This is a genomic window from Trichocoleus sp. FACHB-90, from assembly GCF_014695505.1.
GTDB classification, from domain to species: domain Bacteria; phylum Cyanobacteriota; class Cyanobacteriia; order Cyanobacteriales; family FACHB-T130; genus Funiculus; species Funiculus sociatus.
Genome location: NZ_JACJOK010000019.1, coordinates 140,264 through 164,640 on the forward strand (window position 1 = coordinate 140,264; position 24,377 = coordinate 164,640).

Below are 24,377 nucleotides of genomic sequence, written 5' to 3' on the forward strand. Positions count from 1 at the left end.
CTGTGAAAAATCCACAAGAACAACTAAACGCCTTACGTATTGCTTACACGCAGCAACTACCAAGTCGAGTTGAGCAGATTGAAGCTACATGGAATCAGCTGCTTGCAAGTTTGGAAAAGAGTATCGCAGTGGGGGAGGGGGAGGGTGGGAGAGTGGGAAAAGATAATTCTAAATTCCTTTTTTCACCTCATCACCCCATCGCCGCCTCACCGCCTCTGCCCCTCGCCGAAGCTTCCTCACTTTTGGTAACGCTGCACAACTTAACACACCGTCTGGCTGGATCTAGTGCTACATTTGGCTTTCTAATATTAGGCAATGCCGCCCGAACTTTGGAACTTGTTTTCAAAGCGATGCTGGAATGTGAGGATTTGCCAACTTCGGAACAGCAAGCACAAATTTTGGTGCTGCTAGAGGTATTGAAACACGCGGCGAGTGAAATTTGTTTACTGTCCACTCAAGAATTGTCGGTAAACCTGCCGCTGACACTTCCTCCCCTACCGGAGTCAGACAATCGGCTGATTTTTCTGGTTGAAGACGATCCGCTTTTGTCACAGGATTTAGTGTTGCAAATCGGTTGTTTTGGTTATGATGTTCGCGCCTTTAACGAGTTTGTTGAACTTCAGGACGCGATCGCTCAAACACCTCCAGCAGCAGTCATCATGGATGTGGTGTTCCCTGAAGACAATTTGGCAGGCCCGAAAACTATCACCCAAATCCAGAAAGGGCGCGAACAACCTTTGCCAGTTGTATTTATCTCTTGCAGAAACGATCTGACGGCGCGTTTGCAGGCGGTGAGGGCAGGTGGGAAGGCATATTTCCCTAAGCCAATTAATATCGGAGAGTTGATTGATGCTTTGGATTCCCTGACGGCACCGCAAACCCCTGAACCGTATCGAATTTTAATTGTTGACGATGATGCGTCTTTGGCTACTTTCTATAGCTTAACTTTAGAGCAGGCGGGGATGATGACGGTCGCGATCGCTGATCCTTTGCAGGTGATGCAGCCTTTGATTGAGTTTAGACCGGATTTGATTTTGATGGATATGTATATGCCTGGTTGCGATGGCTTGGAATTGGCATCGGTGATCCGTCAGCAACCTGCTTATATGGGGATTCCGATTGTGTTTCTCTCGGTTGAGACTGATTTTAATAAGCAGCTGACGGCGATTCAGCTAGGCGGGGACGATTTCTTGACTAAGCCAATTTTGCCACACCATCTGGTGGCGTCAGTGATGCCGCGAGTGCAGCGATCGCGTCTTTTACGTTCTGTGATGGTGCGCGATAGTTTGACGGGGCTACTTAATCATACGACTATCAAAGAGCAATTAAATATTGAAGTGCAACGGGCTAGCCGGGAAAATACCACAGTCGCCTTTGCCATGATTGATATTGATGATTTTAAGTCAGTTAATGATACCTATGGGCATTTGACAGGCGATCGCGTTTTGAAAAGTCTCTCCCGTCTATTGCAGCAGCGTTTGCGTAAAACTGACATTACTGGTCGTTACGGCGGTGAAGAATTTGCTATCATCTTGCCGCATACAGATGGTTTAACAGCAGTCAAGGTACTTAATCGCATCCGAGAAGGCTTTGCCAAAGTTCGGCAACAGTCTGAAGGTGCTGAATTTTCCGTCACTTTTAGCTGTGGTGTTGCTGTTTTTCCCAGCGTGGTTGATGCGACGCAACTCAATGAAGCCGCAGACAAAGCACTCTACGAAGCCAAACGACACGGACGAAATAAAGTTGTTATTGCTAATTGCTAATAGTTAATTGCTATTAGTAATCTCCTTAAATTAACATAGGAATCGGTAGTTTCTTGCCTTTCCACAGTAACTTTTCCAATTCTTCCGGTGGTACAGGACGACAAAACAAATACCCTTGGACTTCATCACAATCATGTTGGCAAAGAAAACTTACTTCTTCTGCCGCTTCTACTCCCTCAGCAATCACTTTTAAATTCAATTTTTGTGACATTTGAATAATTGCCATAGTGATGTTTTTACATCTAGCATCAGTGTTAATATTTCGGATGAAACTCTGGTCTATTTTTAAAGTAGAAAAAGGAAATTTTTTGAGATAACTTAAAGAAGAATATCCAGTCCCAAAATCATCAATAGATATTTCGATTCCTAAAAGCTTCAACTTATTTAATGTCTTGATAGCTGCTGATTCATTTTGGGTTAGTACGCTTTCAGTAATTTCTAATTCCAGAAATTGCGGAGCCAGACCTGTGTTATTTAAGATTTCGACTATACTCTCACCCAAGTTTACTTGATTGAATTGTCTGCATGACAAATTAACTGCTACTCGTAAAGAAGAAAAACCAGCGGTTTGCCATGTTTTAGTTTGAGCGCAAGCCGTTTTCAAAACCCATTCGCCAATGGGCATAATCAAGCCTGTCTCTTCTGCCAATGGTATAAATGTTGCCGGAGAAATTAGCCCCAATTCTGGATGTTTCCAACGTATTAACGCTTCTATCCCAACAATCTTTCCGGTTTTTAATTCGACTTGTGGCTGATAGTATACCTGAAATTCTTCTCGTTCTAAGGCACGACGCAAGCTAGACTCTAGTGCAAATTGATCGACAGAATCAGCCTGCATATCTGACGTGTAAAACTGATAAGTATTTCCCCCTTGCTTTTTAGCCCCAAATGTTGCTAAAGAAGCATTTTTAATTAAAGTGTCAATGTCACCACCATCCGACGGATAGCGCGAGATGCCAATGCTGGCGGTGATAAATACTTCGTGACCCTCCAGCATGAAAGGTTGAGAAATTGTATTTAAAATATCGTGGATAACGCCAACATCTGATTTTGTGTCATCAGTTAGGAGAATAATTGCAAATATATCGGCTTGCAAGTGAGCAACAAAGTCGCCGCCACTAACACACATTGTCAGGCGTTCGGCTACAGACTTAAGTAGCAAGTCGCCTAGTGTATAGCCTAGAGAGTCGTTGACACGGCTAAATCTATCTAAACTAATAGAGAGAATACTGATAGAAGATTGACTTGGTAACTTGTCTCTATGAGCAATCACTTGATGGAACTGTTCTTGTAGTGACAAGCGATTGGGCAAGCCGATCAAATTATTGTAATATACCAGGTGATTGACTTTTTCTTCTGTATGTTTTAATTCAGTTGAGTAATGTTCAAACATTACTGTTTGTTTTTTGAATCTAGCAGCGATCGCGCCCAATAATTCATCTCTAGTAAACGGTTTGGTAAGATAATCATCAGCCCCCAGTTCCATACCCTGACGCAGATCGGATTTGGTAGATTTGGCAGTTAGAAAAATAAAAGGAATCATAGCCGTGGCTGGATTTTGACGCAATTCTCTCAATACACCGTATCCATCCAGTTCCGGCATTGTGACATCACAAATAATTAAGTCTAGTTGGTTTTTTATCGCCAACTCTACCCCGACTTTACCATTTTCTGCGCCTATTACATCGAAATTCTCAGCTGTTAAAAGGGCGCTCATTCCAGCCAACACTGGTTCTTCATCTTCAATAACTAAAATCTTGTTCATTTTTGCTAGTTTCTCCCTGCCCCTGTTAAGTTTTTATTGATATGGCAACTTGACTACAAACTTCGTGCCTAGCCCTAGTTTACTGTTTACACTAATTTCTCCTTGGTGTAATTTGACACATTCTTTAACTATTGCCAGACCCAATCCAGTGCCGGGAATAGTACCGACATTAGTAGCCCGATGGAAGCTTTCAAATAAATGTTGTTGGTCTTCTATGGGAATACCGATGCCCTCATCTTGCACTTCAAAAACTAATTTTTCATTCTGAAAATAATAGGAAAAATTAATTACCCCTCCTTGGGGAGAATATTTCAGGGCATTTGAAAGTAAGTTTGTGAAAATTTGCCGCAAAAGTTGTTCATCTACATAAGTTTGTTGAGAGCAGCTACAGCTTTGAAAAATAATAGCCTGTTGGCTACCTGCTGTTAGTTGCATTTCGCTCGCCAAGTCGCGGCAGAAAACATCTATATCTAGAAATTTTGGACTAAATTCTAGTTTTCCAATTTCGGCTTTCCCGATGATTAAAACATCATTTAGCAGATTCGTCATGTTTTTGATAGCAGTTTGAATGCGTATAAAATACTGGCGTTTTTGCTCCTCATCCCACTTGTGGTGATAGTGTTCTAACAATTCGGTATAAAGCAAAATAGTGCTTAGGGGAGTACGGAACTCATGGGAAACCATTGAGACGAAGCGAGATTTTAGTTCGTTGAGTTCTTTTTCTTTTTCCAGTGAAGAACGAATTTCTGAGTCGGCTTTTTTGCGCTCAGTGATGTCGCGACTTATGCCGCGATAACCTTGCAGTACACCTTGGCTTTCAAAAACAGGCGAACCGCTGCTTTCTAAAACAATTGAGTGACCGTTTTTGTGAATTACAGTTTTTTCTAGATTGGAGAAGGGTTGCTGTGCAGAAACAAAGTAGTTGAGAACTGACTGAAATCGCGTTGCCTCATCCGGCGACATAAAATTGAAAGTAGTCTTACCAAGAATTTCCCCAACTTGATAGCCGGCAATATCAGAGGCTTTTGGGCTGACGTAGGTAAAGACACCATTGCTATCAATTTCCCACACCCAATCGTTGGTTTGTTCGACAAGATTGCGATACTTCTCCTCACTCTCGCGTAGTGCTTGTTCGGCTTGCAGGCGTTCGGTGATGTCAGTAAAGATGGCAATTGACCCAACAACTTGACCGGAAGTATCTTTGATGGCATCTGTACGAAGGGAAATTTGGATGATGCAGCCGCTACGCGATCGCATCTCTACTTCACCTCTCCAAGATTTGCCGCCGTTGACGGTGGCGAACACCTCTTGGTTAACTGCTTTTTGGGTGAACAGTAGCGCTAGACCTCCAGAGACGTCTAATTCATCCAACGAGTAGCCGAATAAGTTGCGAAAAGCTTCATTGATATAGATGGGTTCAGCATTTACACCAGATATCCCAATAGCATCGCTGGATTTTTCCACAGCAGCGCTGATGCGTAAAAGAGTCTGCTGTGCCGACTTGCGTTCGGTGATGTCTTCTGCAAGTCCGGTGATGCGGCAGATTTCTCCGGCGGCGTTCCGGACGGGAAAGGCGCGATCCCAGATCCAGCGAACCGAACCATCGGGGCGCACAATTCGATATTCTTCGTTTAAAGTCCGTTGGGGATTGTTACGAATCAGAGCAACGATGCGATCGCGATCCTCTGGATGGATTGATTCCACCCAATATTTAGGATTGTTATACAAACTCTCGCAGGTGCGCCCCCAAATCTTCTCAAATGCAGAACTAATGTAGATAATCTGGGTTTTATCAGGGTTAGTCATCCAGAACACCTCATCAATATTTTCTGCCAGCTGCCGGAACCGTTCCTCACTCTCCCGCAGCGCCAACTCCGCCAGCCTGCGTTGTTGGTACATAGATATTGCCGTTGCTGCCGCTCTGAGAATATCCACATCTGATGAAGCCCAAGGGCGAGCTTCATGGCAATTATCAAAGCCAATAAAGCCAAAGAACTTATCATTAACAATCATCGGCAAGACTAAAATCGAAAGAATGCCCTGCGGTTCTAAAACCTGACGCTCTGACTCTGGAAATTTTGCCACTACCCCAGAAACGATTTTTCCCCGCGCTAATAGGTTAGCCCAGCGAGGAAAATAGTCGTCATAAGAGAGGTTTTGCAGCAAAGGATTGTCAATTTCGGGGTTGACACCCTCCCCGCACCACTCGGCACGCTGACTCATTCGCAGACAACCCGACTCATCTGTGTGGTTCTCAAACACGTAAATCCGGCTGGCACGCGAAACCGTCCCCAGTGTTTTCAACACCTGTTTGTAGCAGTTTTCTTTGTCGTTGGAAACCAATAACCGACGCCCAATTGTAACCAACGCTGCCCAGTGGCGTTCCCGCTTTGCCAGTGCTTTCTCAGCGGCTTTGCGTAGGGTGATATCCCGACCGACTGCCTGGAATTCGACAAACTGGCCAAATTCGTTAAATATTGCCCGGTTTGTCCATTGCTGAATGCAAATCTCCCTGCTTGGCATTACTACCTGATGTTCGTAACTCACTACTGATTTTTCTGGAGTAAGAAAAGCCATTTCCTGGGTTATCCATTCTTGCTTCTCTTCTAACATGAAGGGAGCAAAAGTTTGCCCGACTAACTCTTCGGGCTGTTTGTTGAAGAAACGACAGTAAGCGTCGTTGACGAAACTTAAGGTTCCGTCAGGCAAAAAGCGACAGATCATTTCTGTTTGATCTTCAACAACTGCACGATATCGCGCCTCACTTTCTTTCAGTGCAACTTCTGCTTGTTTACGTTCAGTAATGTCATGCAAGTAAACGCTTAAGCCATCTTCATAAGGATAGACTTGTACCTGATACCAGGTATTTGATGACCCATAAAATGTCTCAAAATGAATTGTAATATTTTCGGATACAGCTTTGTGATATTGCTTTATCAAGCTAGAGTTAACTACTGGCAACTCGTCCCAGATACATTTGCCAATTAATTCGTCTCTGGTTTTTAATAAGTGCTGCTCGGCTTTTGAGTTTAAGTAAGTGAAGCACCACGATTTATCGAGGGCAAAAAAAGCATCTGTGATACTTTCTAAAATTTTAATAGTCCGCTGATTTGACTTTTCTAATTCTGCTTCGGCTCGCTTGCGTTCAGTGATATCAAAGATTGCCCCGTCGAGCCAAAGTACAGTCCCATCATCACCAAAGAATCCTTGACCTTTATCATAGACCCATCTGATGCTACCATCTGCTCGAATAATCCGATATTCCGCGAGAAACAGTTGTCTCTCTTCCACGGCTTTCAGGACTAACTTTTCACAATTGGCTGTGTCTTCGGGATGAATAATACTGGCGAAAGTGCGAATTTTGTTGTCAATAAAGTCACTAGGCGGATAGCCGGAAATTTCTGCGATCGCATCGCTGATAAACTCCATTGTCCAGTCCGAATCGCAGCCAGAGCGATAAACTACGCCGGGAATATTGGAAACTAAGGAGCGGAACCGCAGTTCGCTTTCCTGCAAAGCAAATTCAGCTTGCTTGCGCTCCGTAATATCGTTCAGCGTACCGGAAGTACCCAAGATCCCATTGTCGTCAGCCAATGTCAGACTTACATAAACCTCAATCCATCTGTAATCACCATCTTTCGTCAAGTACCTAATCTCATGTTTGCAATAGTCTTTCTCTCGATTAATCAATAGTTGAAATAGCTCTAGATTGTGTTGGCGATCGTCAGGATGGATGTAATTTAGAAAATTTGTATCGAGGCTTTCTTCGATGCTGAATCCAGTAATTTCTGTCCATGCAGGATTTAGAAATGCCCATAAACCTGCTGTATCTGTCTGGAAAAATACTTCTTTAACGTTGTCAACAACCGACTTATACTGTCTCTCTCTTGCTAAGAGAGTCTTAAAACTCTGTTGCTCCTCGGACACTTTAACTGATAGGGTTTCATAAGGTTCTTTTAGGTAAGTTGCAGGCGCTTCTACTGTAATTGCTAATTTTTCCTTCGCCTGTGGCCAGCTTGCGTTTGGGGCTATAATCCCGATTTTATCGCTACCTTTTGATCTATCCTGGGTGACGCTGCTCAAATTTTCCCCTTTCGCAGATTTCAAATTGGCAAATGCAGAATTAAGATTTGAAATTTCTTTTTCCAGCACTCGGCAAATACTTTGAGGGGTGATTACTCCCAATATTTGATCCCGATCGCCTACTACAGGCAGATGGTGAATTTGATGTTGTTGCAATAATGAAGATAATATAAAAATATCTGGTAAATTTGATATATTTAGGGTAATAATGGGTGTCGTCATCACCTCAGCAACTTTAACCTTTTCTAAAGACCTTTGTGCTAGGTTAAGCGCTATAATATTATGCTCGCTAAACAACCCAACTAACCGGGACTCCTCCATCACTAAAGCACACCTGCTCGAATCTCCAGACTGAAGACTAGCTATGACTTCTGGTAGAGGGTTGTCACGAGCAACAGTTAACAAGTGACGGTCAATTGCTTGTTCTAAAACTAAAGAACAATTGGGCTGGTTGTGAAGTTGCATAGTAGTAAAGATTAAAATGCCCTGTTTGGGTGTCTTCAGTTTTTCGAGAGGGGAGATAAGATTAAAAAATGTAGTGGATTTTAGCTAATTTTTGTGTTTGCTGCTAGATAAGAAAACGCACAGCTTTTGTCCGCGCAAAAAAGCAGCAGAAAAATAGATATTTTTGGCTTACCTTTGGTAAGCTTACGGGAAAAGATAAAAGAAAAATCTCTATTTAAGAGTAACTTTATAATTTTTACTCATGAATGCCAGCGAAGGATGCGATCGCGATCGCATCCTTCGCTGAAAATAACCCCCAATTACCAATCCAAAATCCAAAATGGTATTATCCGTTACCATCGCCGACGTGGAAGCTGCTGCGGTGCGCCTTGGCGGTATTGCCCACCGTACACCTGTGTTGACCTCAAAAACTGTCAATCAGCGCACCAACTCTCAGGTGTTCTTCAAGTGCGAGAATTTTCAACGCACAGGTTCGTTTAAGTTTCGGGGTGCGTACAATGCAATGGCGCAGTTATCAAAAGCACAAAAGCAAAGCGGCGTTTTGACGTATTCATCGGGAAATCATGCCCAAGCGATCGCGCTTGCTGGACAACTGCTAGGCATTCGCACTACGATTATCATGCCTGATGATGCACCAGCAGTGAAGCAAGCCGCAACTCGCGGTTATGGTGCTGAGGTAATTTTGTACAATCGTCAGGAAACGACGCGGGAAGCTTTGGCGAAAGATATGGTCAGCGATCGCCATCTCACCCTGATTCCCCCCTACGATCATCCTCATGTGATAGCAGGACAAGGTACAACAGCTTTAGAACTAATTCAGGAAGTTGGATTAGACTTAGTGTTAGTTTGTTGCGGTGGCGGTGGTTTATTATCCGGCTGCGCGATCGCTATTAAAGCTTTTTCACCCAATTGTCGAGTCATCGGCGTAGAACCGGAACGCGCCGACGATGCTACGCGATCGTTTCACACCAAAACGCTGCATACTGTTACCAATCCTGACACCATGGCCGATGGCGCACGCACCCCCAGTTTAGGGAAAATTACCTTTCCGCTGGTGTTGCATTATGTTGATGATATGGTGACAGTATCTGAAGAAGCCATCCGCAGCGCCATGTTGTTCTTGTGGCTCCGCTTAAAGATTGTCGTAGAACCCACAGGCGCTTTAGCAGCTGCTGCTTTACTTTCAGGAGTTGTCAAAGATGCAAAGATTGGTGTCATCATCACTGGGGGAAATGTGGACATGACACAAATTGGTAACATTTTCCTAGCCCGCTAAAAGTAACACTAAGAGATAATGCAGGCAACAGTCGAGCAACTTTCTGAGATTCGAGTTTTTGTGGATCTAACTCCTGCGGAATTAGAACATTTACAACCTTACACCCAAGTACAGAAATACAGCAAAGGGGAGATAGTCTTACATGAAGGCGATCGCTTACCTCCTAAACTATACGCCCTGCTGGATGGCTCTTTGCAAATCACCAAAACTGCAACAACAGGCAAAGAAACGATTCTGCGTACCCTACCACCGGGGGAAATTTTCGCTGCACCCGCCTTATTAGGTGATGGAATTTCTCCGGCGATGGTGACAGCTGAGTGTGATTCAATAATTCTTACAGTACAACGAGATGCCCTCTTAGAAGCAATAAGGCAAACTCCAGAAATTTCCCTGCGAATGCTGATGGTTTTCAATTCTCGATTGCAACAACTCCATGACACAGTGCATGGATTGGTTTCTGAAAGGGCAATTGTACGCTTAGCGCGGTTTATTCAGTATTTTGCATCTCAAGGAACCGAATCAACCCCCACTGGCGCATCTTTGAAGGTGAAGCTTTCCTATTATCAAATAGCGCGGAGTATTGGCATCACCTACGAGGAGTGCGTGCGAATGTTCAAGAGTCTGAAGTCGGTTGTGGCTTACGGTCGCGGTGGTAAGATTACAGTGTTGGATGCCGAAAAATTAGAAGCGATCGCTTCCGGCACATCAGAACTCAATGCTTGAGAGAGAAGGCTGATTCAACTCTAGGCAATCCAAAAAAATACCGGGCAAAACTTTCTATTTTGCCCGATATCAAATAGCTCTGCAAACAGTTGTGGTTAAACGGTTTGAGCCTATGCGACCTGGTTTGCCTTCTTCCGTCGCGCCGCCGCCCCAATCGCTCCGGCTACGAACAGCCCCAGAGCGGTAGCAGGTTCAGGTACTGCCGTTGAGTCTATCGGATTTTCGATTTGACCTCGGATCTCACCAGTCGGAAATGTGGTTGAGTGGACATTGAAATAGTACTGACCATCCAAAAAGCGCTGGAACACGGTGGCTGGGGTGACTGTCGCAGGCAGTTCTGCCGATGTCCAGTCACCGACCAAAGTACCACTGTTCACGTTTGCCGTAGCCAAGGATGCAACGCCGTCTAGCCGATGCACTACCGGGCCCGCAACTCCACGGCTTCCTAGATGAATATGCGCGTCGCGGAAAAGTCCGGTGAAGTTCTGGAAAGAAACTTCATAGTTAAATGTCCATTGCTCAGGTTCACCTGTCAATGTTGCTAAAAATGATCCCGTCGCCGGACTATTGTTGGGGACAGGAATTTCCTGCGCTCCACTTAAAGGGCCTGAAAATGTGAATGACGCTGCTTGGGCTGCCAGTGGAGCAGAAGCAATCAGGGCTGAACTCAGCACTGCCGTTGTCCAAAACTGTCTCATATATCGTCCTTTGTTAGTGAAGGTCAAAAACTGAATTCAGTGCAACTGCTGACGTACTCTGGTGAAGTACTCTCGCTAGAAACACCAGTCTTACCATTGATGTTACAGTTTGTTACGGTTTTAGATCGACCAGCTACGTGTTTTTGAGTAAAGATTGTATGAAGTTATTGAACTACCACTGGGATTTATACTGAGAATCCAAAAGCTTCTACGGTTCTAGATTCAGTATCGTTAGGTTTACGTTGCAATTTAGATGATCTGTAGAGGATGTGTGACCCAGGTATCATCATGTACGTTCGCAAATTAAATGTCGCGATTCGCAGTTCGCGACATTTAATTTGCGAACGTAGAATATTATAGAGCTGCGGCAGCAATTTTGAAGTTTATGAAGCTGCGCCAGCAATTTGAATAATAATAGTTGTAGATAGTGTCCCAAATTTAGGGGGGGTTGAAAGGATCGCCTGCTTTGTAATTAAAGTCGCTGGACGACATTAATTTGTTAACGGTTGTCAGAACTAATTCAACGACACGAATTTGTTAAAAACTACATTAAGCGACATTAATGTGTTAATCACGACATTAATCTGTTAATCGACAACGACATTAATTTGCGAACAGATGCTCAAAGGGGAATAACGACATTAATTTGCGAATTGCGACATTTAATTTGCGAACGTACAAAAACTAATGGAGGTTAGCGGACTCGAACCGCTGACATCCTGCTTGCAAAGCAGATTACTGTTATCCTTCAAAGCTTTTCCGTGTAAAGCGTTGACACTTTTACGCCAAATCTTGTGTACCAATTCTCTGTACCATCAGAGCCAAAAGCCTTGTAATTTGGTCAACCAAATTTAAGGAGTTGGGGCTGTAGCCGTGGAGCGATCCAACAAAATCTCTACTGTGCGCTCCTCGCCTAATAGTCCATTGTTAGCTATTTTTTGCGCCGCAAGGTAACTATCTACGCTGTTCGCCACCACATACCCAGCTTCCACGCAAGCGTCAAACGCCTCTTCAAAGAAATTTTCTGCAAATGTCCTTAAATATTTATTATCAATAGACTCTATTGCCTCTTCAAACTTTAAAGCAAAGCTCCAAGGCTTACTTCTCTCTTCTACAGCTCTATCTATATACTCTTTTTTTAGTCCGCCCGCAGCTAACATCTTTGCAAACTCAGAATTTGGTTGCCTCCACAGCTTTCTGTAATTGATATAAGCCCAAGTCAATAAAACTTGTACCCCTTGAGTCGCTGTTTGGCGTATCAGTTGAGCAACGTTATCGGCAATCTCTTCGAGCGCCTCTTCGCCAACTTCATTTAGAACGTGCAAACCAAGCGGTTCATTGAATGCAAAGATTATTGCACCTGGCAACGCACCGCACGCTAGCCAACCTACAGCATTACCAAGGGTATTCCCAAGGCTACCCGCTAAACTTGTATAAAGAGCCTCTATTTTTTTGTCAGCAGCCTCCTCTGACATATTAAAATCGAAGTTCCATAAAAACTGACCTGTAGATATTACTAATCCCCACAAACCGCTAAGAGTAAAACTTGCAAAACTAAAAAGAGCTTTAGCAACGCCGTTTATTAAACTGTTGTTAAACTTTCCAACAGCGCCGATAATTTTTCCTAATATTCCTCCGCCATCACCGCTGTCTGCCTTCCCCGACATGGCGTTCACAGCAAATCGTCGGACACCATCCGCCGTAATCTCCTTTCTCGCTAAACGTCCGGCAGCCTTGCTTAAATCTATTAGTGATGCCATGAATTTTTTTTACTTTGTATCGCTAGTATCTTTTCCAATTTCACGAATCCGAGGGCGGCGTGAATAATCCTTGCCATAAGGCTCGGTGCTATTAGTTATTCCCGGTTCAGTGGTAAATCCTATCTCTGCATCATCTATGAATCTATCAAAATTATCTTTACCATCAGCGTCCTTTTCGTTGCCGTTTAACTTGTCATTGGTGGCAGCATGACCTTTAACCATATCTATTAATTGGGCTTTAATATCTCCCTTTTGGTCAAACTTCCTAAAAAAGACAGATTTTATAATTGAAGCGGAATCAAGTAGCGGCATAAAGACATCTTTCATATCTCGTTGCTCTTTTAACTCCGTCACCGACACTTCAACAGTAGTGTCACGCAATAAATCCGGCAATGTTTCAGCACCCACTGAAAAAGATAACGGTATAGATTTCTTAACCTCTTGTGTACCACATCCCATATAATCCAAAACTGTAGTGAGCTGGTGAAAGTTCTTAAAGTCTTGTTGCTTAATTTGTCCTGACTCTATTAATGTCTTCGTACAAATATTTATTAAAGTCTCGGAGTTAACAGAAGTCTGAATTAACAACAGCATCATCTCTGCAATGCCTTCCGCTATATTCGGTATTTTAATACCCTTGGGCTGGTCGCCTGGTGTGGTCGGGTCACTGTCTTTGATTTGGATTGGAATTTCAAATTGTCCCGTGATTTCCTCAAATCGCTCCATGAAATATCCCAGAAGCTGAACCAAATTTCTTTTATAAACAGGTTGATTAGGTATCAAATTACCCAAGAAACCTTCATCTCGTGAAATAAAAGATTCTGGCAATTCGGCGGGCAATTCTTCTATACCAATAATTTTAGCAACGTTTTCAACTCGTTGAAATGTCGTAGGAATACTATCTGCAATTGATTTTACAGATATTGTTTTACCTTGTTTTCCTGGTATTTTTTCGTCAGCATCAAAGTATTCTAAGACGACCGGAAATTCTCCTACATTTTCTTCTAGCTTTGTTACTCTTTTATCTATTTGAACTACCTTGCTATAAATAAGGCGTAAAGGCGCATCATTACTAGCTTGGTTTCCACTATTGTTTGGACAACAAGACATACAACATCTCCTATCGGGTGGCGGCGGTGGTGGTAAAGGTCGCCTTAAACCCGTAGGAAATGCGGCGATCATAGTAATGGACATTGTAGTATTTTTTGTATTGCTATTTTTAAGAACTATTTCTAAAAAGTTTTTAATTGTTTTTCCCCTGCCTTGAATCATTCCATGCGTAAATACTCCCCCTATAACAGGTAAAGAGCTTGTAGGGCCATAGCCGCTTAAAATTCCCCCTTCTGGAAAATCTCCATTAGTAAATTCATCATCTTGAAATCTATTTAGTGGTTTTACGTCAGTTACAAAAGTCCGTAATTCATTTACTTGAAATTCTTCATTATTTCTCTTTTGAAATATATTATTATTTTCCCATCTATAATACATTTGATGTTTGTCGAACCTTGCTCCCCCAGGATTCCCAAAAATATCTGAGCTATATCTAAAGCTAAAAGAGTTATTTAATGTAGCGGTTACTCTGATTAATATTCCTTCTTTATCCCTGTACTGGGTGACACCTCCAGAAGCACTGATGCCCTTTTGCAATCCGTCATATCCATATTCATCTTTATCAAGAACTATTGATGACCTATTACCAAAAATCACAACATAATCGGTTTCATTGTCTAAATCATAAATAGTAGATGGTGGCAAATCGGGGGGAGCTGGGATTTTATCAAATAAATCTTTAGGTTTAATACAATTAATATTAGGCTTAACTATTTGTACTGGTGGGAGTTGAATAAATCCCACAGTCGGAGTAATGCTAATTCCCACCACATTACCGCACTCATCTATCACTACTTCCGGGTCTAGGGCAATAGGTTCAATACTTAAAGGCGCACCGCCACAATAGATACTACTAGGGTATCTGTTACAGTCCCTTGGATCTGCTGCTGTATCAGGAGTGGCATATAGTCCAGTATTGCCAATGGGGACAAGTCCTTTTTGGATTTCTGCTGTACCAACTAATTGAGGTAGCCCCCACCGCTTTTTTAATTCGGGCATTTCTACTTTCCGGTAGGGCGGTCTGGGTGGCACTCGCTCTACTGGTGGTTGCAGTATAGTATCTTTTCCTAAATTAGGTCTTACTCTATCTTGTACTCGGTCGTTAATTCTATCCCCAGGAGTATCCTTAATAGTGTCTCTTATAGTGTCTTGAATACCATTAACTTTGTCTTGTGGGTTATTGTATTTATTCAGCCAAGATTCATCATCTGGTATTTCTACAATTGTTCTCGGTCTATCGTAAAGAGAATCGCCGCGTACCGTCTGCATTTTTACCATAATTAAAATATTAAGTTCTCAGGTTTGTGCTGTAATTATGCCGTCTAATAACTCCATAAGAATTATTATTTAATCCCCGATACCGCCGCAACATAACGGCTCTATCGGTCGGCGTAACTATAGACCAAGGTATTTTAAAATCAGCTAAATCAGGAGCAAATTGCACATATTCAAACGGATTAATTAAAGCCATTACCAGCACTCCATTCCTACTAAATTTATTGTTCCGTCATGTTGCGGAAAACAGACTACGGATACTGTACCGAAATATGGATAATTATCGGTATTATATTCGTAAGCATCTTTCCCTCCTAAAAATATTCCTCTGCCTTGTTCGGCAGTATTGCCAAAATTAAGGAAGCAAGGATTAGTATCCGGGTTTTTAATAGTAAATTGTTTACGCTCTGCATTTGGACGCAATAATACAGAACTTGTCGATGTTACTGGATGACTAAACGGATTAGAAAATTCTATAGGTTTTAATCGTGCCGTAGCTGTTACCCACTCGGTAACATAGCTACCGTAAATTACCACTTTGTCTTTATCTGTTAGCAGTCCGTGTCCCACATCACTTATTGATACTCCTATCCGTGATCTGACACCAATTTCAGCAGCAAGGTTGTCTGTCAACAGATCCATTGCGTTATGAATTGTAAAAGGATAATTTAATACATTGATCAAACTTACTGATCCAATTGGCATCCACGGAGTATCATCTACTCCCCAGTGTAAATTTAATTGCTTTCTTGTGCCTTTCCATTCTCTTATAAGTGTTTTAGCTAACCTATCGGTATCAGTATCTGTTAATTCAAACTCTGGCAGAGGTACTTCAGCAGTAGACCGTATTTCACTATAAACTTTAAGATTTTTTAAAAAGGTATTTACCGTAATAGCTTCTAGTCCCCTATTTTTATATTTTTCAAAGTCATCAAAATTTTCTATAAGGGTATGTATGTAGTTGCTATTAGCCTGTAACTGATACCCTATATTCTTTACTTCACTGTGGGTATAAATTGCCATGTTGCTCTTTAAGTAAAAATTCTCTCTCTTTTTGTATCTGAATCAGGATTTCTGATTCAGTCATACTTAATTCCGCACAAAGTCGGCTTAAAAGGTTGTACCGGGGAAAATATCCGTAATATCCCCGATGCGTTTTTTTGATTCTCCGCATAGCTCGTTTGGAGTTGGTTGAGAGGAGTGAATAAACTTCAAGCTGCATTAAAAATTTAAAATTCCCGTTTTTATAACCCATAGGGTCTTCACGTTGGACTCAGCCTAAAAACATTCTATATCAAGGGTTTGGGGACTTGACACTTTTTTTAAGAAATATCATCATGAAATCGTACTGATATCAAACTGAATCAACATGGCAGCACTTACCGGAGCTGATTTAAAGGCCGACACCGCAGAAGGCTTGGCATTGGAATCACTGATGCAATTGCAAGCAATAGAGCGTACAACTGCTCGAAATCCTGACAACCGTAACTTTGTTACGGGAACTTACAACTCGGACACCGGAATTTATTCTGGTACATTTTCTTTTCCAGTAGCTCAAACAATTGATCCGGCTACTGGAAACCTTGTTCTAGCGGCTACGCCGTATTTGACTTAATAATTCGTAATTCACGTTTGACAAGAGGAGACACAAGGAAAATAAAGTATGCCTTATGGGGAGAGACGACTTGTTGGAGTAGGGCTTAAGGGGTTTGCTGGCTTAACTTATGGGTTCCGTACAGACGTTGCAGATGCAACCTCTACAGCACTGGGACATCAAGTTATTTTGGCGTCAGGGGGAGGCTATAAGCCTGGAACCGTTTTTGGAGCCAACAGCCCAAAACCACCAAGGGCTAGAAAATTTTTTGGCACTGCAAACAAAGGCTATGAGGAAAGCTTTGTTAATGCAGATTCCATTGCTGCTGCCAGGACGGCAGGTTGGGACATTAGAGCGGGTACAATTCGAGCATTTAGAGGAGCCTCCGGCTTTTCTCGGTTAGTTTTCGTCCCCTATCGCCCATTTGGTGCTACAGATGGGATTAACTATGGATGGAATATGCCTCTGTTTCAATACAACAAGCTAACAGCAACCGATAAAGGTGCGTTAGGGATAGAGGATGTAACGGATGCTAATTACACTACCGTGCTTTATGGCATCAATAATCCTAGACCGAAACGAGCGAATAAACGCATTTCAACCACGGATGGCGCAGTGATTAGCATGACCACTTTTGTAGCTTCTACTAAAGAAGATACGGTAGGAGATGCTGGTAGTGGTTGGAAGCTTGTCGGAGGTGGTGGCGGTGGCATACCGTTCGGACTCTGATAATTTTCTCGTGTACCCAGGAGATCCCGATTTTGAATCAGTATTGGGATCTATCCTTCCTTTCGATTGGAGGGAAGAGGCTTGGAAGTCTTGCGGAGATTATTGCTTTGTTGCAGATTCTGAGTCTGGGTTGTTACGGACTGCCACCCCAGCCGAAACCAGAGAATATTTGGAGGGGGGAGAGTATGAGGAAAGGTTGGCTAGTATCGGCGATGAAATGTAAATAAATGCCAACCTCAAACGATGCTTTAGGCGTATGGAATGATTTAGGCACCCTTTATCCTACAGAAGGAGAATGGATAAAATTTCCTGTGCAAGCTGTTGGCGGCAATGATTTAGTAAGGATATCTTTTATCTATCCTACTGATGCCATTATTAGTAGTTGGTCTTGGCTGCGTTGCATCTATACCACTGCTGATGTGTCACCAGTGTCGCAAGCTGTAAAGGTTTATCCCAAAGCGGTACCTATGTTGATCAATATGCCTATATTTCAAGATTTGCGGGATAGGGAGGTGACGTTTAGAAATTTTGAAATACTAAAAATGGTGCGTAGTCCCAGGTATTCAGGGATAATCACTGATTGTCTTTGGGGCGTAAAGCTGGAGGAGTTATGGGGGTAAGATGACGCGAATAATACTTAAGGGTAGAACTCAGCTTCTTAAATCCCAGATACCCTTTTTAATGGGAATCAATCAGCTAATAGAAGATAGAGACATCGGGCAGTTTTTGGGCTATCCAATAGAAGACTTTGTACGGATGAAACGCCGTACACCTTTATCTTTAGACGTAGTTTTTTATAGTGTGGCAAAGCCGCCTTGGAGGGCTAGGAAAGCATCAGACAGATTTGTCAGAGCGTCTTATTCAATCCCAGATATCAACCGCGCTGCTTTGGATTGGGCAAAAATTAAAACCGCTTGTGGTGGTTCTAACGGTTATATGTGGGGACGTTTTCGTGCCACGGCAAATCTATCTAACGGAGGACAGATGCAGGTACACGGTGGTAGCGACCAGGAGGCTGAGGAAAGGCTGAAAACCCTACAATCCCTTAGCGCGACGGAGATAGTTACTTTGTCGGTGACTGAAGAAAAAAATGTAGGGAAAAGAGCTAAAGATAAGAAATTATACAAGGAAACCACAAGAGTATATCCTGCGTATTTTTCGCTGACTAATACCGAGAAAGTAGTTACAGAATCCAATTTGGCTACTTTAGAGGGTGAGTATTACAGTATGCAGGGAAGGATAAATTTGTGGACTGAGCAACCCCCACCTAATATGAGTGAAATATTCACCGAGGTTTTGAGGGTGCGAGGGGCTAATAACAATACGTAGTAAGGATTGAATACGATGCCTATTTCCAGCGGTGGAGGTGGTTCTTCTCCCTTAAACATTTTCGATAGTGCCAATAACACTAAACTCCCTCTTTTGGCTAATACTGCGGTGCAAGTTTTACCTGCCAATCCGAACCGCAAGTATGCAGCAATAGTAGTAAGCAGTGATGCTGAGATAACTATTGCACTGGGTGGACAAACTGATAGCAATACTGGTGTTGTAACAGGGGTAGTAATAGGAGAAGGCATTCCTTTATTAGGTAGAGGAAAATCGTATGAGATAACCTCTATAAACCTTTATACTGGGCAAGTTTCTGCTATTTGTTCGGTGGCAGCCAGCTTATCTATAGTAGAGGGTACTTAATTGCCAATCGAAAATGATGTAGCTTTAATCCCTGCGCTAGAAGACTGGCGATTAGCAACTTTAAGTAATGGCTGGATAAATGTTGGGGGGGTTTTTGCTCCGACCGCCTATTATAAAGATCCGCTGGGAATTGTCCATTTACGGGGGCTAGTGTCCAGCGGCACAGGAATTATTTTTACTTTACCCGTAGGGTACCGACCTACGGGCTACCGCTTAATATTTCCAGTGCTTGCACTCAATGCGATTGCTAGGATCGATGTACTTCTTAATGGTTCTGTAAACTTTGTTACTGGGACTAATTCAAACGTTAGTCTCGACGGGATAACTTTTCGGTAAAATTTACGCCACTTAACCTCATAGGCGGTAATGGAAAGTAGTAGCAAATCTGATTGTCCAATAGATTGCCCGAATAGAAATAAGTCTGCGGTCGGAAAAGGCTATTCAATTTTGGCTTTAATGGCAACGGTGCCGTCAGTTTTAATAGTTGCTTGCTTATTTTCCTTGCGGCTGGACTATCAATGTCAGGGTAGTAACGGTTGTATTACCAAAATTGAGTGGCAAGGGTGGCAGGGCGTGCCGCTGGAAGCGATCGCATCCGCCCTCGGAACAGGACTCGCAATCTATGCCACACGAGACGCACTGGCTGAGAAGGTGGGAAATTTACTTAATAAATAATTTAAGAATGTGTCTAATAGGAGCTGGATAGATGGAATCAGAAGATGGATTCGCCGACTCATCCGCCGAGAACACAGACACCCGTCGCCAGTCATCCTTGAGCGATTCAGCTTCCCTGCCTGCGGGGTTCTCCGCTTGGAGCGAGATACCACCGGAAGCGTTGATACGTGGCGAATCATTCCACGACAGGGGGAGAATGATTTTTTGGTTGCCATTGACTCATTCCGCCGAGTTAAGCACCAAATTGATAATGAGGAAAAGCTTCGTCGTAAAAAATCTGGCTCTTCGCCAGGGCGACACACACTTACCGACGAAGCTAAACGTCTCCTACTCTGGCAACCTAACAAGGTTGTTACTCATCTTTTCTGGGTTCAGAAAATCTCCCGCTTCCCGATTAACGGGCGCATCAAATTGGAGTGTATTGGGATTTGGGCGTTTGATTTGGAAGGGATTCTCTCAGGTTGGACAGGGCATGATCGCTATCCTCAAGCGATTTGTCGGAGGGCAGTAAAATCAATTGCCAGTTTGCCCGATCCGGATTTTTCTATCAACGTTTTAGATCCGGATGCGTGGCTTTCAGCAATGACCAAAGCGGCGAAGGCTTTTTTAGGGCAGCTTCACCATATTTAAACTATGACTTCATCAATTGCTCAATATACTTCTTGTTCAACATCGGGTGTTCGCCCGTTGGACTATCAGCTGATTCATCAAATCAACCGCATTGCACCAGGTCTGTTAGTCGATTTTTCCCATTTGAATGTGGCTTGTGGCGCAGGGTGCCACTCATTTTTGCAAGCGCCTGCTGTGGAGGCTCTAGAAAAGGCGATTGCTATTCGCCGTAAGAAGATGATTGTTAATAGTGCTTATAGATCGCTAGCACAACAGGCAATACTTTACACCCACCATAAGAATCGACGGTGTGGAATTACTGCCGCAGCCGTCCCAGGACGAAGTAATCATAATACTGGACTGGCTTTAGATATTGAGGACGCTCAGGGATGGAAACCCTATTTAGAGCGATACGGCTGGGATTGGATTGGCTCGTTTGACCCCATGCACTTTGATTTTGAGGGCGCAGGTTGCAAGAATCTAGCATGGTTGTCAATTAAGGCTTTTCAACAGCTCTGGAACTACAACCATCCAGAGCGGCGAATTATTGAGGATGGAGAGTGGGGAAAGCAAACCGAAATAGCACTTTTATCTACTTCCTGCGACGGGTTTTATGCAGTCCCCGGCTTTGACAGGTTGGAGGATGCCTCTGACCTTCCAACTGTTGGCAGGAGTTTGAGGGAGGGGAGCAGCGGTGAAGATGTCCGCAAAATCCAAATAAAGTTAGGGATTAAGCCTGATGGGGTTTTTGGGAAAGCTACCACTGCGACGGTTATCAAATTTCAACGTGAGCAGGGACTGGTAGCTGACGGTGTTTTGGGGATGCGATCGCTACAGGCATTGAATGAGCTTAAATAAATGCCTAACCTAACGCGGTAGTTAGGCACTCCAAGAATAAAAAGCCCCTATTAATATTAAGGGGCTTCGTTTTTAATTCAGTTCTGGGGAATTGAATTTTTCAGTTTGTTTGTGAACTCTGCACCGTTCCTCTCCAGCCATGATTGGTTCCCCGCAGGCTGGGCAGTTATTAGGGAATTTATCGGGATCTGGTAGCCGTCCTGTGCCGTCGCAGGTGGGACATTCCATGTCGTACTGCTGATGTACTCCTGGCACTGCTGCAATATGCCTTTGTCCTGAGCCATTGCATTCTGGGCAAGCTTTCATATTATTTATCTTCTTTTTATTCACGATTGGTTTCCTGTTAGGGAAAATTTTACATTCCTTCAATCTTCGGTGAGGCGAACTCCACAGCACAAACCAAAACCAAACCCTAGCAGCATCCCTTTATTGATTTCTTTGGGCTGGATCAATAGGGTGAAAAAGCCAAATGTGCAAGACGTTGCGATAGTCCCTATCACGATATTTTTGATTCTTCTGCGGGTTCTAATTCTCATTGTTGCCTCCATCTGCCCAGATAATCAGTCCTCTTACGTCCAACTCATCCAAGCTGGCGCGATTGATTTCTTCCACTGTTTCGTCCGGAAGCGATCGCACAATTATCTCGATCAACCAGTAAATAAAGTTACTCATCACCGCCTCCTAATTTTTCGATCCAGGCAGAGGCGCTGTTTATCAACTGCTGCTCTGTCCAGTCCCACATTCCCTCGCACTGCTTAGCCAAGTAATTCATGTTCTCACTGGTGAGCAGTGAGCCTGAAAAATTTATCTCATTTCTGCGCCCGCCCTGTCTGTCGTCCACCTCGACTAAGGCGGCGATCGCTAGTAGCAATTTGTCTCGTTTTGTGAGATTTAATTTGTCACTCATCGTCCCCTCCTGCCAGTTCCTTGAACTGCAAATATGCCTGTTTCCAACCCACCTTGTTTTTTTCGCAACCCCAAAGCGACTGGATTATCAAAGTTTGGCTTAGTCCCGCTCCCTTCATCTGCTTTATCAGCTGTAGCGCCTGGGAACGTGGAATTTGTGCTGGTGTAATAGTATCTGGGGTATCACGCCTGGTATCGCTGGAACTGCCTGTATTATCAAGGGTTTCAGAGCTTGCAGTATCGCTGGTATCAGGTTCGGTATCATTGGTATCGATACCAGTATCGGTTCCGGTATCGCTGTTTTTAGGGTCTTTTTCACTGATACCAGTATCGGTTCCGGTATCGATACTGGTATCACTCAACAGGAATTCAAGACGCTCTCGTACATTAGTTTGATAGGCGAAAGAACCATCAACCCATCCTTGTTTATGAGTCTTGATTTCTCCTCTATCTATGTAAGCTAAGGGGATATCGATAGCTGCTGAATTGAGAGGTTGCAAGCTGCGTGGAGCGTTCCCGTTTTTGCGAAAGATATCGTGATGTCCGTGTGTGGGATGTTCTACTTGTTCGTCCTCAACAACGCACGGATAAGCGCAATCTTTAATGTCTGAAAACTCTTTTTTAGCTAAGCGTCCTAAGTAAATTTTTTGGTAGTTCTCCCGCAAGGATGAGTCAATACCAGCAGCTTCAACATTTGGGCTATGCAAGACGAATACAGCCAACTTGTTAAACTTGCGTGGTTTAGTGCTAAACAACCTAATAAAGTCGTCTGCCAGCCCTTTATAATCACCAGATTTATTGAGGCGATCGAAGCGAATCTCCATCCATTCGTCGCAGATTACCAGGAAAGGAGATTCGTCGCCATCATCCAGTACGTCTAATAAAATCCTCATTTGTTTGTAGATTGCTGGCATCTTAGTGATGACGTAAGCATTGCCCCAATCAGTTTTACCGTGCGGGTCGAACACAATGATTCCGTACCCGTTGAATCCATTGGCAACGTACATTGCGATGCAGGTTTTAGCAGTACCCGAATCTCCAATAATCATTAGCCCTTTGGATTCGTTAATGATTCTGCTGCGGTCGAAGGACGGTAAAGTTTGAGTAGTCAAGCTAACCTCAGTAAGCGCTGGCGAATGTGACGAGTCAAGCGGTAATTCTTGTGGTTGTGGCTTAAATATTGCGCTCGCCTGCTCCACCAAATTTGAATTACTCGACACATCGCTTGCAATTGGAGGTAATTCAATTGGCTTGTGAGCTTCCAAAAAATCTTCAGCATCCGCAGTAAGGATGTAGTCATTCTCCTGCGCCCAGGTGATTTGTTGCAGTGCTTCGTCCGTGCCAACTTGATTAGCAAACTGCCGTAGCGAATTACCTTTAAGTACATGAGCGACGCATCCATACTCACTAATTGCCTGCTCATTCCGGTTAGCAGCGGCAGTTTTTCGCCACGCTTCATAAAATCCCCATCCAGCTACGAGTAACCCAGTGGGAGGGAAGGCAGTTATTGAAGCCGCGAACAGCCCTCCAACTATGCCGCCGATAATAAGGTATTGGCTCCCGGTTTCTTCAACGGAATCGTGTGCTATTTCCTGCCAATGCTGAGCAGGAAGTTGTTTCTTGTTCGGATTAAAACTCGACATAAATTTATTTCATTTAATGGTCGATACAACCGCTGGGAATTGCACCCAGCTTTTGGCTTCAAACCTACGATTGCGGAGTATGAGCTGAGCGCATGAAGTATGCGATTTGACCCAGCCAAAAAAGCAGGCGAACAATACCTTCAATGGCAAACAAGGTTAGCAACAACATCACAATGTTCTGCCAGTCCAGTCGCCCATACTGCCCTGTGGACATCAAGAACACAAAGTTCCTAAAACCACCAGGTGCCGGGGGGTAAACCAACAAGCAAATGCAGAAGTCGATGGCATACACAAACAGCGCGGCGGTACGAGCGCGGGCGATGGTCAGGCTGGGAAATTGGTTGTACCAAGCCTTCAGTGCCGCTAGGGTTGGCTCGTCGTCCTCCGTGATATCAAATTTCTCGGAGCTATCGGAGTGTGTGATCAAGGTTCGCATGAACGCCCGGTCACGTCGCAACACAATGGGCAGCACTTCCACGGTTTGGATGATCATCCAAAGAATGACTCCAATAAACCAATGCAGGATAGAGCCAATCATGGCGGCGATACCGTTGACCAACGGAATGCGGGCGATAAACTGCACCAAGGCTGAATCTATTGTTTCTGACATTGCAATTCGGGCGATCGCGGCGTAGGGGTGAATAGATCTCTTGCGGAATTACGATTATTTGGCTATTTTTAGCTCATAATTATAAATTCCTGCAATTAGGTTTACTCGCAATCCAAATCGCTTCCTTCGATTTCTATAACGGC

26 protein-coding genes and 1 tRNA gene are annotated in these 24,377 nt (G+C 43.5%); 14 read left to right on the forward strand and 13 right to left on the reverse strand.

Annotation, left to right across the window (positions count from 1 at the left end; genetic code table 11):
- Window positions 1–2: 2 nt before the first annotated feature.
- Window positions 3–1,763 carry a diguanylate cyclase gene (locus H6F74_RS05550; protein WP_190437474.1) on the forward strand — a complete coding sequence of 587 codons (1,761 nt, stop codon included), beginning with the start codon at window positions 3–5 and terminating at the stop codon, window positions 1,761–1,763.
- Window positions 1,764–1,788: 25 nt separating this feature from the next.
- Here H6F74_RS05550 and H6F74_RS05555 read toward each other — a convergent pair whose 3' ends face one another.
- Together H6F74_RS05555 and H6F74_RS05560 are read right to left on the reverse strand one after the other, a co-directional pair.
- Window positions 1,789–3,528, reverse strand: coding sequence for a GGDEF domain-containing response regulator (locus H6F74_RS05555; RefSeq protein ID WP_190437478.1), 1,740 nt, complete (start codon window positions 3,526–3,528; stop codon window positions 1,789–1,791).
- A 33-nt stretch (window positions 3,529–3,561) separates the two neighbouring features.
- Window positions 3,562–8,076, reverse strand: coding sequence for a PAS domain S-box protein (locus tag H6F74_RS05560; RefSeq protein WP_190437482.1), 4,515 nt, complete (start codon window positions 8,074–8,076; stop codon window positions 3,562–3,564).
- Window positions 8,077–8,395: 319 nt separating this feature from the next.
- On the opposite strand from H6F74_RS05560, the gene H6F74_RS05565 reads away from it, so the two are divergent.
- Together H6F74_RS05565 and H6F74_RS05570 are read left to right on the forward strand one after the other, a co-directional pair.
- Entirely contained in the window at window positions 8,396–9,352 is a 957-nt protein-coding gene (locus tag H6F74_RS05565) for a threo-3-hydroxy-L-aspartate ammonia-lyase (protein ID WP_190437485.1), read from the forward strand.
- A gap of 18 nt (window positions 9,353–9,370) precedes the next feature.
- A complete protein-coding gene (locus H6F74_RS05570; protein ID WP_190437488.1) occupies window positions 9,371–10,075 on the forward strand; it encodes a Crp/Fnr family transcriptional regulator in 705 nt (234 codons plus the stop codon).
- Window positions 10,076–10,185: 110 nt separating this feature from the next.
- Here H6F74_RS05570 and H6F74_RS05575 read toward each other — a convergent pair whose 3' ends face one another.
- From H6F74_RS05575 to H6F74_RS05600, 6 genes are all read right to left on the reverse strand, one after another.
- Entirely contained in the window at window positions 10,186–10,773 is a 588-nt protein-coding gene (locus H6F74_RS05575; RefSeq protein WP_190437491.1) for a CHRD domain-containing protein, read from the reverse strand.
- 688 nt (window positions 10,774–11,461) lie between these two features.
- A tRNA-Ser gene (locus H6F74_RS05580) sits at window positions 11,462–11,534 on the reverse strand.
- Between the two features lie 90 nt (window positions 11,535–11,624).
- Window positions 11,625–12,533, reverse strand: coding sequence for a hypothetical protein (locus tag H6F74_RS05585; RefSeq protein ID WP_190437493.1), 909 nt, complete (start codon window positions 12,531–12,533; stop codon window positions 11,625–11,627).
- 9 nt (window positions 12,534–12,542) lie between these two features.
- Window positions 12,543–14,921, reverse strand: a complete 2,379-nt coding sequence (locus H6F74_RS05590; protein ID WP_190437496.1) for a hypothetical protein — start codon at window positions 14,919–14,921, stop codon at window positions 12,543–12,545.
- A gap of 10 nt (window positions 14,922–14,931) precedes the next feature.
- The gene (locus tag H6F74_RS05595) at window positions 14,932–15,114 is read right to left on the reverse strand and encodes a hypothetical protein (RefSeq protein ID WP_190437499.1); all 183 of its coding nucleotides are present in this window, start codon (window positions 15,112–15,114) and stop codon (window positions 14,932–14,934) included.
- Window positions 15,114–15,941 carry a hypothetical protein gene (locus H6F74_RS05600; protein WP_190437500.1) on the reverse strand — a complete coding sequence of 276 codons (828 nt, stop codon included), beginning with the start codon at window positions 15,939–15,941 and terminating at the stop codon, window positions 15,114–15,116. The genes H6F74_RS05595 and H6F74_RS05600 overlap by 1 nt, the downstream gene beginning before the upstream one ends.
- A 346-nt stretch (window positions 15,942–16,287) precedes the next feature.
- Here H6F74_RS05600 and H6F74_RS05605 point away from each other — a divergent pair, with 346 nt between their 5' ends.
- The 10 genes from H6F74_RS05605 (at window position 16,288) to H6F74_RS05650 (ending at window position 21,075) form a co-directional block, all read left to right on the forward strand.
- A complete protein-coding gene (locus tag H6F74_RS05605; RefSeq protein WP_190437502.1) occupies window positions 16,288–16,533 on the forward strand; it encodes a hypothetical protein in 246 nt (81 codons plus the stop codon).
- Window positions 16,534–16,581: 48 nt separating this feature from the next.
- Window positions 16,582–17,241 (forward strand): hypothetical protein, encoded by a 660-nt coding sequence (locus H6F74_RS05610; RefSeq protein ID WP_190437503.1) that lies wholly within the window; start codon window positions 16,582–16,584, stop codon window positions 17,239–17,241.
- Window positions 17,219–17,464, forward strand: a complete 246-nt coding sequence (locus H6F74_RS05615) for a hypothetical protein (RefSeq protein WP_190437505.1) — start codon at window positions 17,219–17,221, stop codon at window positions 17,462–17,464. The genes H6F74_RS05610 and H6F74_RS05615 overlap by 23 nt, the downstream gene beginning before the upstream one ends.
- A gap of 4 nt (window positions 17,465–17,468) precedes the next feature.
- Window positions 17,469–17,861, forward strand: a complete 393-nt coding sequence (locus H6F74_RS05620) for a hypothetical protein (RefSeq protein WP_190437508.1) — start codon at window positions 17,469–17,471, stop codon at window positions 17,859–17,861.
- Between the two features lie 61 nt (window positions 17,862–17,922).
- Complete coding sequence (locus H6F74_RS05625; protein WP_206756290.1) at window positions 17,923–18,570, forward strand: hypothetical protein; 648 nt, start codon at window positions 17,923–17,925, stop codon at window positions 18,568–18,570.
- A 15-nt stretch (window positions 18,571–18,585) separates the two neighbouring features.
- Entirely contained in the window at window positions 18,586–18,933 is a 348-nt protein-coding gene (locus H6F74_RS05630; protein ID WP_190437514.1) for a hypothetical protein, read from the forward strand.
- Window positions 18,934–19,269: a hypothetical protein gene (locus H6F74_RS05635; RefSeq protein ID WP_190437516.1), complete on the forward strand. Its 336-nt coding sequence runs from the start codon at window positions 18,934–18,936 to the stop codon at window positions 19,267–19,269.
- Between the two features lie 30 nt (window positions 19,270–19,299).
- On the forward strand, window positions 19,300–19,608 hold the full coding sequence (locus H6F74_RS05640; protein ID WP_190437518.1) for a hypothetical protein: 309 nt from the start codon (window positions 19,300–19,302) through the stop codon (window positions 19,606–19,608).
- Between the two features lie 9 nt (window positions 19,609–19,617).
- A complete protein-coding gene (locus tag H6F74_RS05645) occupies window positions 19,618–20,238 on the forward strand; it encodes a hypothetical protein (RefSeq protein WP_190437521.1) in 621 nt (206 codons plus the stop codon).
- 3 nt (window positions 20,239–20,241) lie between these two features.
- The gene (locus H6F74_RS05650; RefSeq protein WP_190437523.1) at window positions 20,242–21,075 is read left to right on the forward strand and encodes a peptidoglycan-binding protein; all 834 of its coding nucleotides are present in this window, start codon (window positions 20,242–20,244) and stop codon (window positions 21,073–21,075) included.
- A 72-nt stretch (window positions 21,076–21,147) separates the two neighbouring features.
- Here H6F74_RS05650 and H6F74_RS05655 read toward each other — a convergent pair whose 3' ends face one another.
- The 5 genes from H6F74_RS05655 to H6F74_RS29205 all read right to left on the reverse strand — a co-directional run bounded on the left by H6F74_RS05655 (window position 21,148) and on the right by H6F74_RS29205 (window position 24,060).
- Window positions 21,148–21,381 (reverse strand): zinc finger domain-containing protein, encoded by a 234-nt coding sequence (locus tag H6F74_RS05655; protein ID WP_190437526.1) that lies wholly within the window; start codon window positions 21,379–21,381, stop codon window positions 21,148–21,150.
- Between the two features lie 219 nt (window positions 21,382–21,600).
- The gene (locus H6F74_RS05660; RefSeq protein WP_190437529.1) at window positions 21,601–21,747 is read right to left on the reverse strand and encodes a hypothetical protein; all 147 of its coding nucleotides are present in this window, start codon (window positions 21,745–21,747) and stop codon (window positions 21,601–21,603) included.
- Window positions 21,740–21,982 carry a hypothetical protein gene (locus tag H6F74_RS05665; protein ID WP_190437532.1) on the reverse strand — a complete coding sequence of 81 codons (243 nt, stop codon included), beginning with the start codon at window positions 21,980–21,982 and terminating at the stop codon, window positions 21,740–21,742. Before H6F74_RS05665 ends, H6F74_RS05660 begins: the two co-directional genes overlap by 8 nt.
- Window positions 21,975–23,624 (reverse strand): hypothetical protein, encoded by a 1,650-nt coding sequence (locus H6F74_RS05670; protein WP_190437536.1) that lies wholly within the window; start codon window positions 23,622–23,624, stop codon window positions 21,975–21,977. Before H6F74_RS05670 ends, H6F74_RS05665 begins: the two co-directional genes overlap by 8 nt.
- Window positions 23,625–23,688: 64 nt before the next feature.
- Entirely contained in the window at window positions 23,689–24,060 is a 372-nt protein-coding gene (locus tag H6F74_RS29205) for a hypothetical protein (protein ID WP_199300868.1), read from the reverse strand.
- On the opposite strand from H6F74_RS29205, the gene H6F74_RS29210 reads away from it, so the two are divergent.
- Window positions 24,059–24,259 carry a hypothetical protein gene (locus H6F74_RS29210; protein ID WP_199300870.1) on the forward strand — a complete coding sequence of 67 codons (201 nt, stop codon included), beginning with the start codon at window positions 24,059–24,061 and terminating at the stop codon, window positions 24,257–24,259. The genes H6F74_RS29205 and H6F74_RS29210 overlap by 2 nt on opposite strands.
- Window positions 24,260–24,377: the final 118 nt, after the last annotated feature.

Bases quoted from the DNA above. Each gene is read 5' to 3' on its own strand.
- H6F74_RS05555 (WP_190437478.1), bottom strand. From the start codon at position 3,528: ATGAACAAGATTTTAGTTATTGAAGATGAAGAACCAGTGTTGGCTGGA.
- H6F74_RS05560 (WP_190437482.1), bottom strand. From the start codon at position 8,076: ATGCAACTTCACAACCAGCCCAATTGTTCTTTAGTTTTAGAACAAGCA.
- H6F74_RS05565 (WP_190437485.1), top strand. From the start codon at position 8,396: ATGGTATTATCCGTTACCATCGCCGACGTGGAAGCTGCTGCGGTGCGC.
- H6F74_RS05570 (WP_190437488.1), top strand. From the start codon at position 9,371: ATGCAGGCAACAGTCGAGCAACTTTCTGAGATTCGAGTTTTTGTGGAT.
- H6F74_RS05575 (WP_190437491.1), bottom strand. From the start codon at position 10,773: ATGAGACAGTTTTGGACAACGGCAGTGCTGAGTTCAGCCCTGATTGCT.
- H6F74_RS05585 (WP_190437493.1), bottom strand. From the start codon at position 12,533: ATGGCATCACTAATAGATTTAAGCAAGGCTGCCGGACGTTTAGCGAGA.
- H6F74_RS05590 (WP_190437496.1), bottom strand. From the start codon at position 14,921: ATGGTAAAAATGCAGACGGTACGCGGCGATTCTCTTTACGATAGACCG.
- H6F74_RS05595 (WP_190437499.1), bottom strand. From the start codon at position 15,114: ATGGCTTTAATTAATCCGTTTGAATATGTGCAATTTGCTCCTGATTTA.
- H6F74_RS05600 (WP_190437500.1), bottom strand. From the start codon at position 15,941: ATGGCAATTTATACCCACAGTGAAGTAAAGAATATAGGGTATCAGTTA.
- H6F74_RS05605 (WP_190437502.1), top strand. From the start codon at position 16,288: ATGGCAGCACTTACCGGAGCTGATTTAAAGGCCGACACCGCAGAAGGC.
- H6F74_RS05610 (WP_190437503.1), top strand. From the start codon at position 16,582: ATGCCTTATGGGGAGAGACGACTTGTTGGAGTAGGGCTTAAGGGGTTT.
- H6F74_RS05620 (WP_190437508.1), top strand. From the start codon at position 17,469: ATGCCAACCTCAAACGATGCTTTAGGCGTATGGAATGATTTAGGCACC.
- H6F74_RS05625 (WP_206756290.1), top strand. From the start codon at position 17,923: ATGGGAATCAATCAGCTAATAGAAGATAGAGACATCGGGCAGTTTTTG.
- H6F74_RS05630 (WP_190437514.1), top strand. From the start codon at position 18,586: ATGCCTATTTCCAGCGGTGGAGGTGGTTCTTCTCCCTTAAACATTTTC.
- H6F74_RS05640 (WP_190437518.1), top strand. From the start codon at position 19,300: ATGGAAAGTAGTAGCAAATCTGATTGTCCAATAGATTGCCCGAATAGA.
- H6F74_RS05650 (WP_190437523.1), top strand. From the start codon at position 20,242: ATGACTTCATCAATTGCTCAATATACTTCTTGTTCAACATCGGGTGTT.
- H6F74_RS05655 (WP_190437526.1), bottom strand. From the start codon at position 21,381: ATGAAAGCTTGCCCAGAATGCAATGGCTCAGGACAAAGGCATATTGCA.
- H6F74_RS05660 (WP_190437529.1), bottom strand. From the start codon at position 21,747: ATGAGTAACTTTATTTACTGGTTGATCGAGATAATTGTGCGATCGCTT.
- H6F74_RS05665 (WP_190437532.1), bottom strand. From the start codon at position 21,982: ATGAGTGACAAATTAAATCTCACAAAACGAGACAAATTGCTACTAGCG.
- H6F74_RS05670 (WP_190437536.1), bottom strand. From the start codon at position 23,624: ATGTCGAGTTTTAATCCGAACAAGAAACAACTTCCTGCTCAGCATTGG.
- H6F74_RS29210 (WP_199300870.1), top strand. From the start codon at position 24,059: ATGAACGCCCGGTCACGTCGCAACACAATGGGCAGCACTTCCACGGTT.
- H6F74_RS29205 (WP_199300868.1), bottom strand. From the start codon at position 24,060: ATGCGAACCTTGATCACACACTCCGATAGCTCCGAGAAATTTGATATC.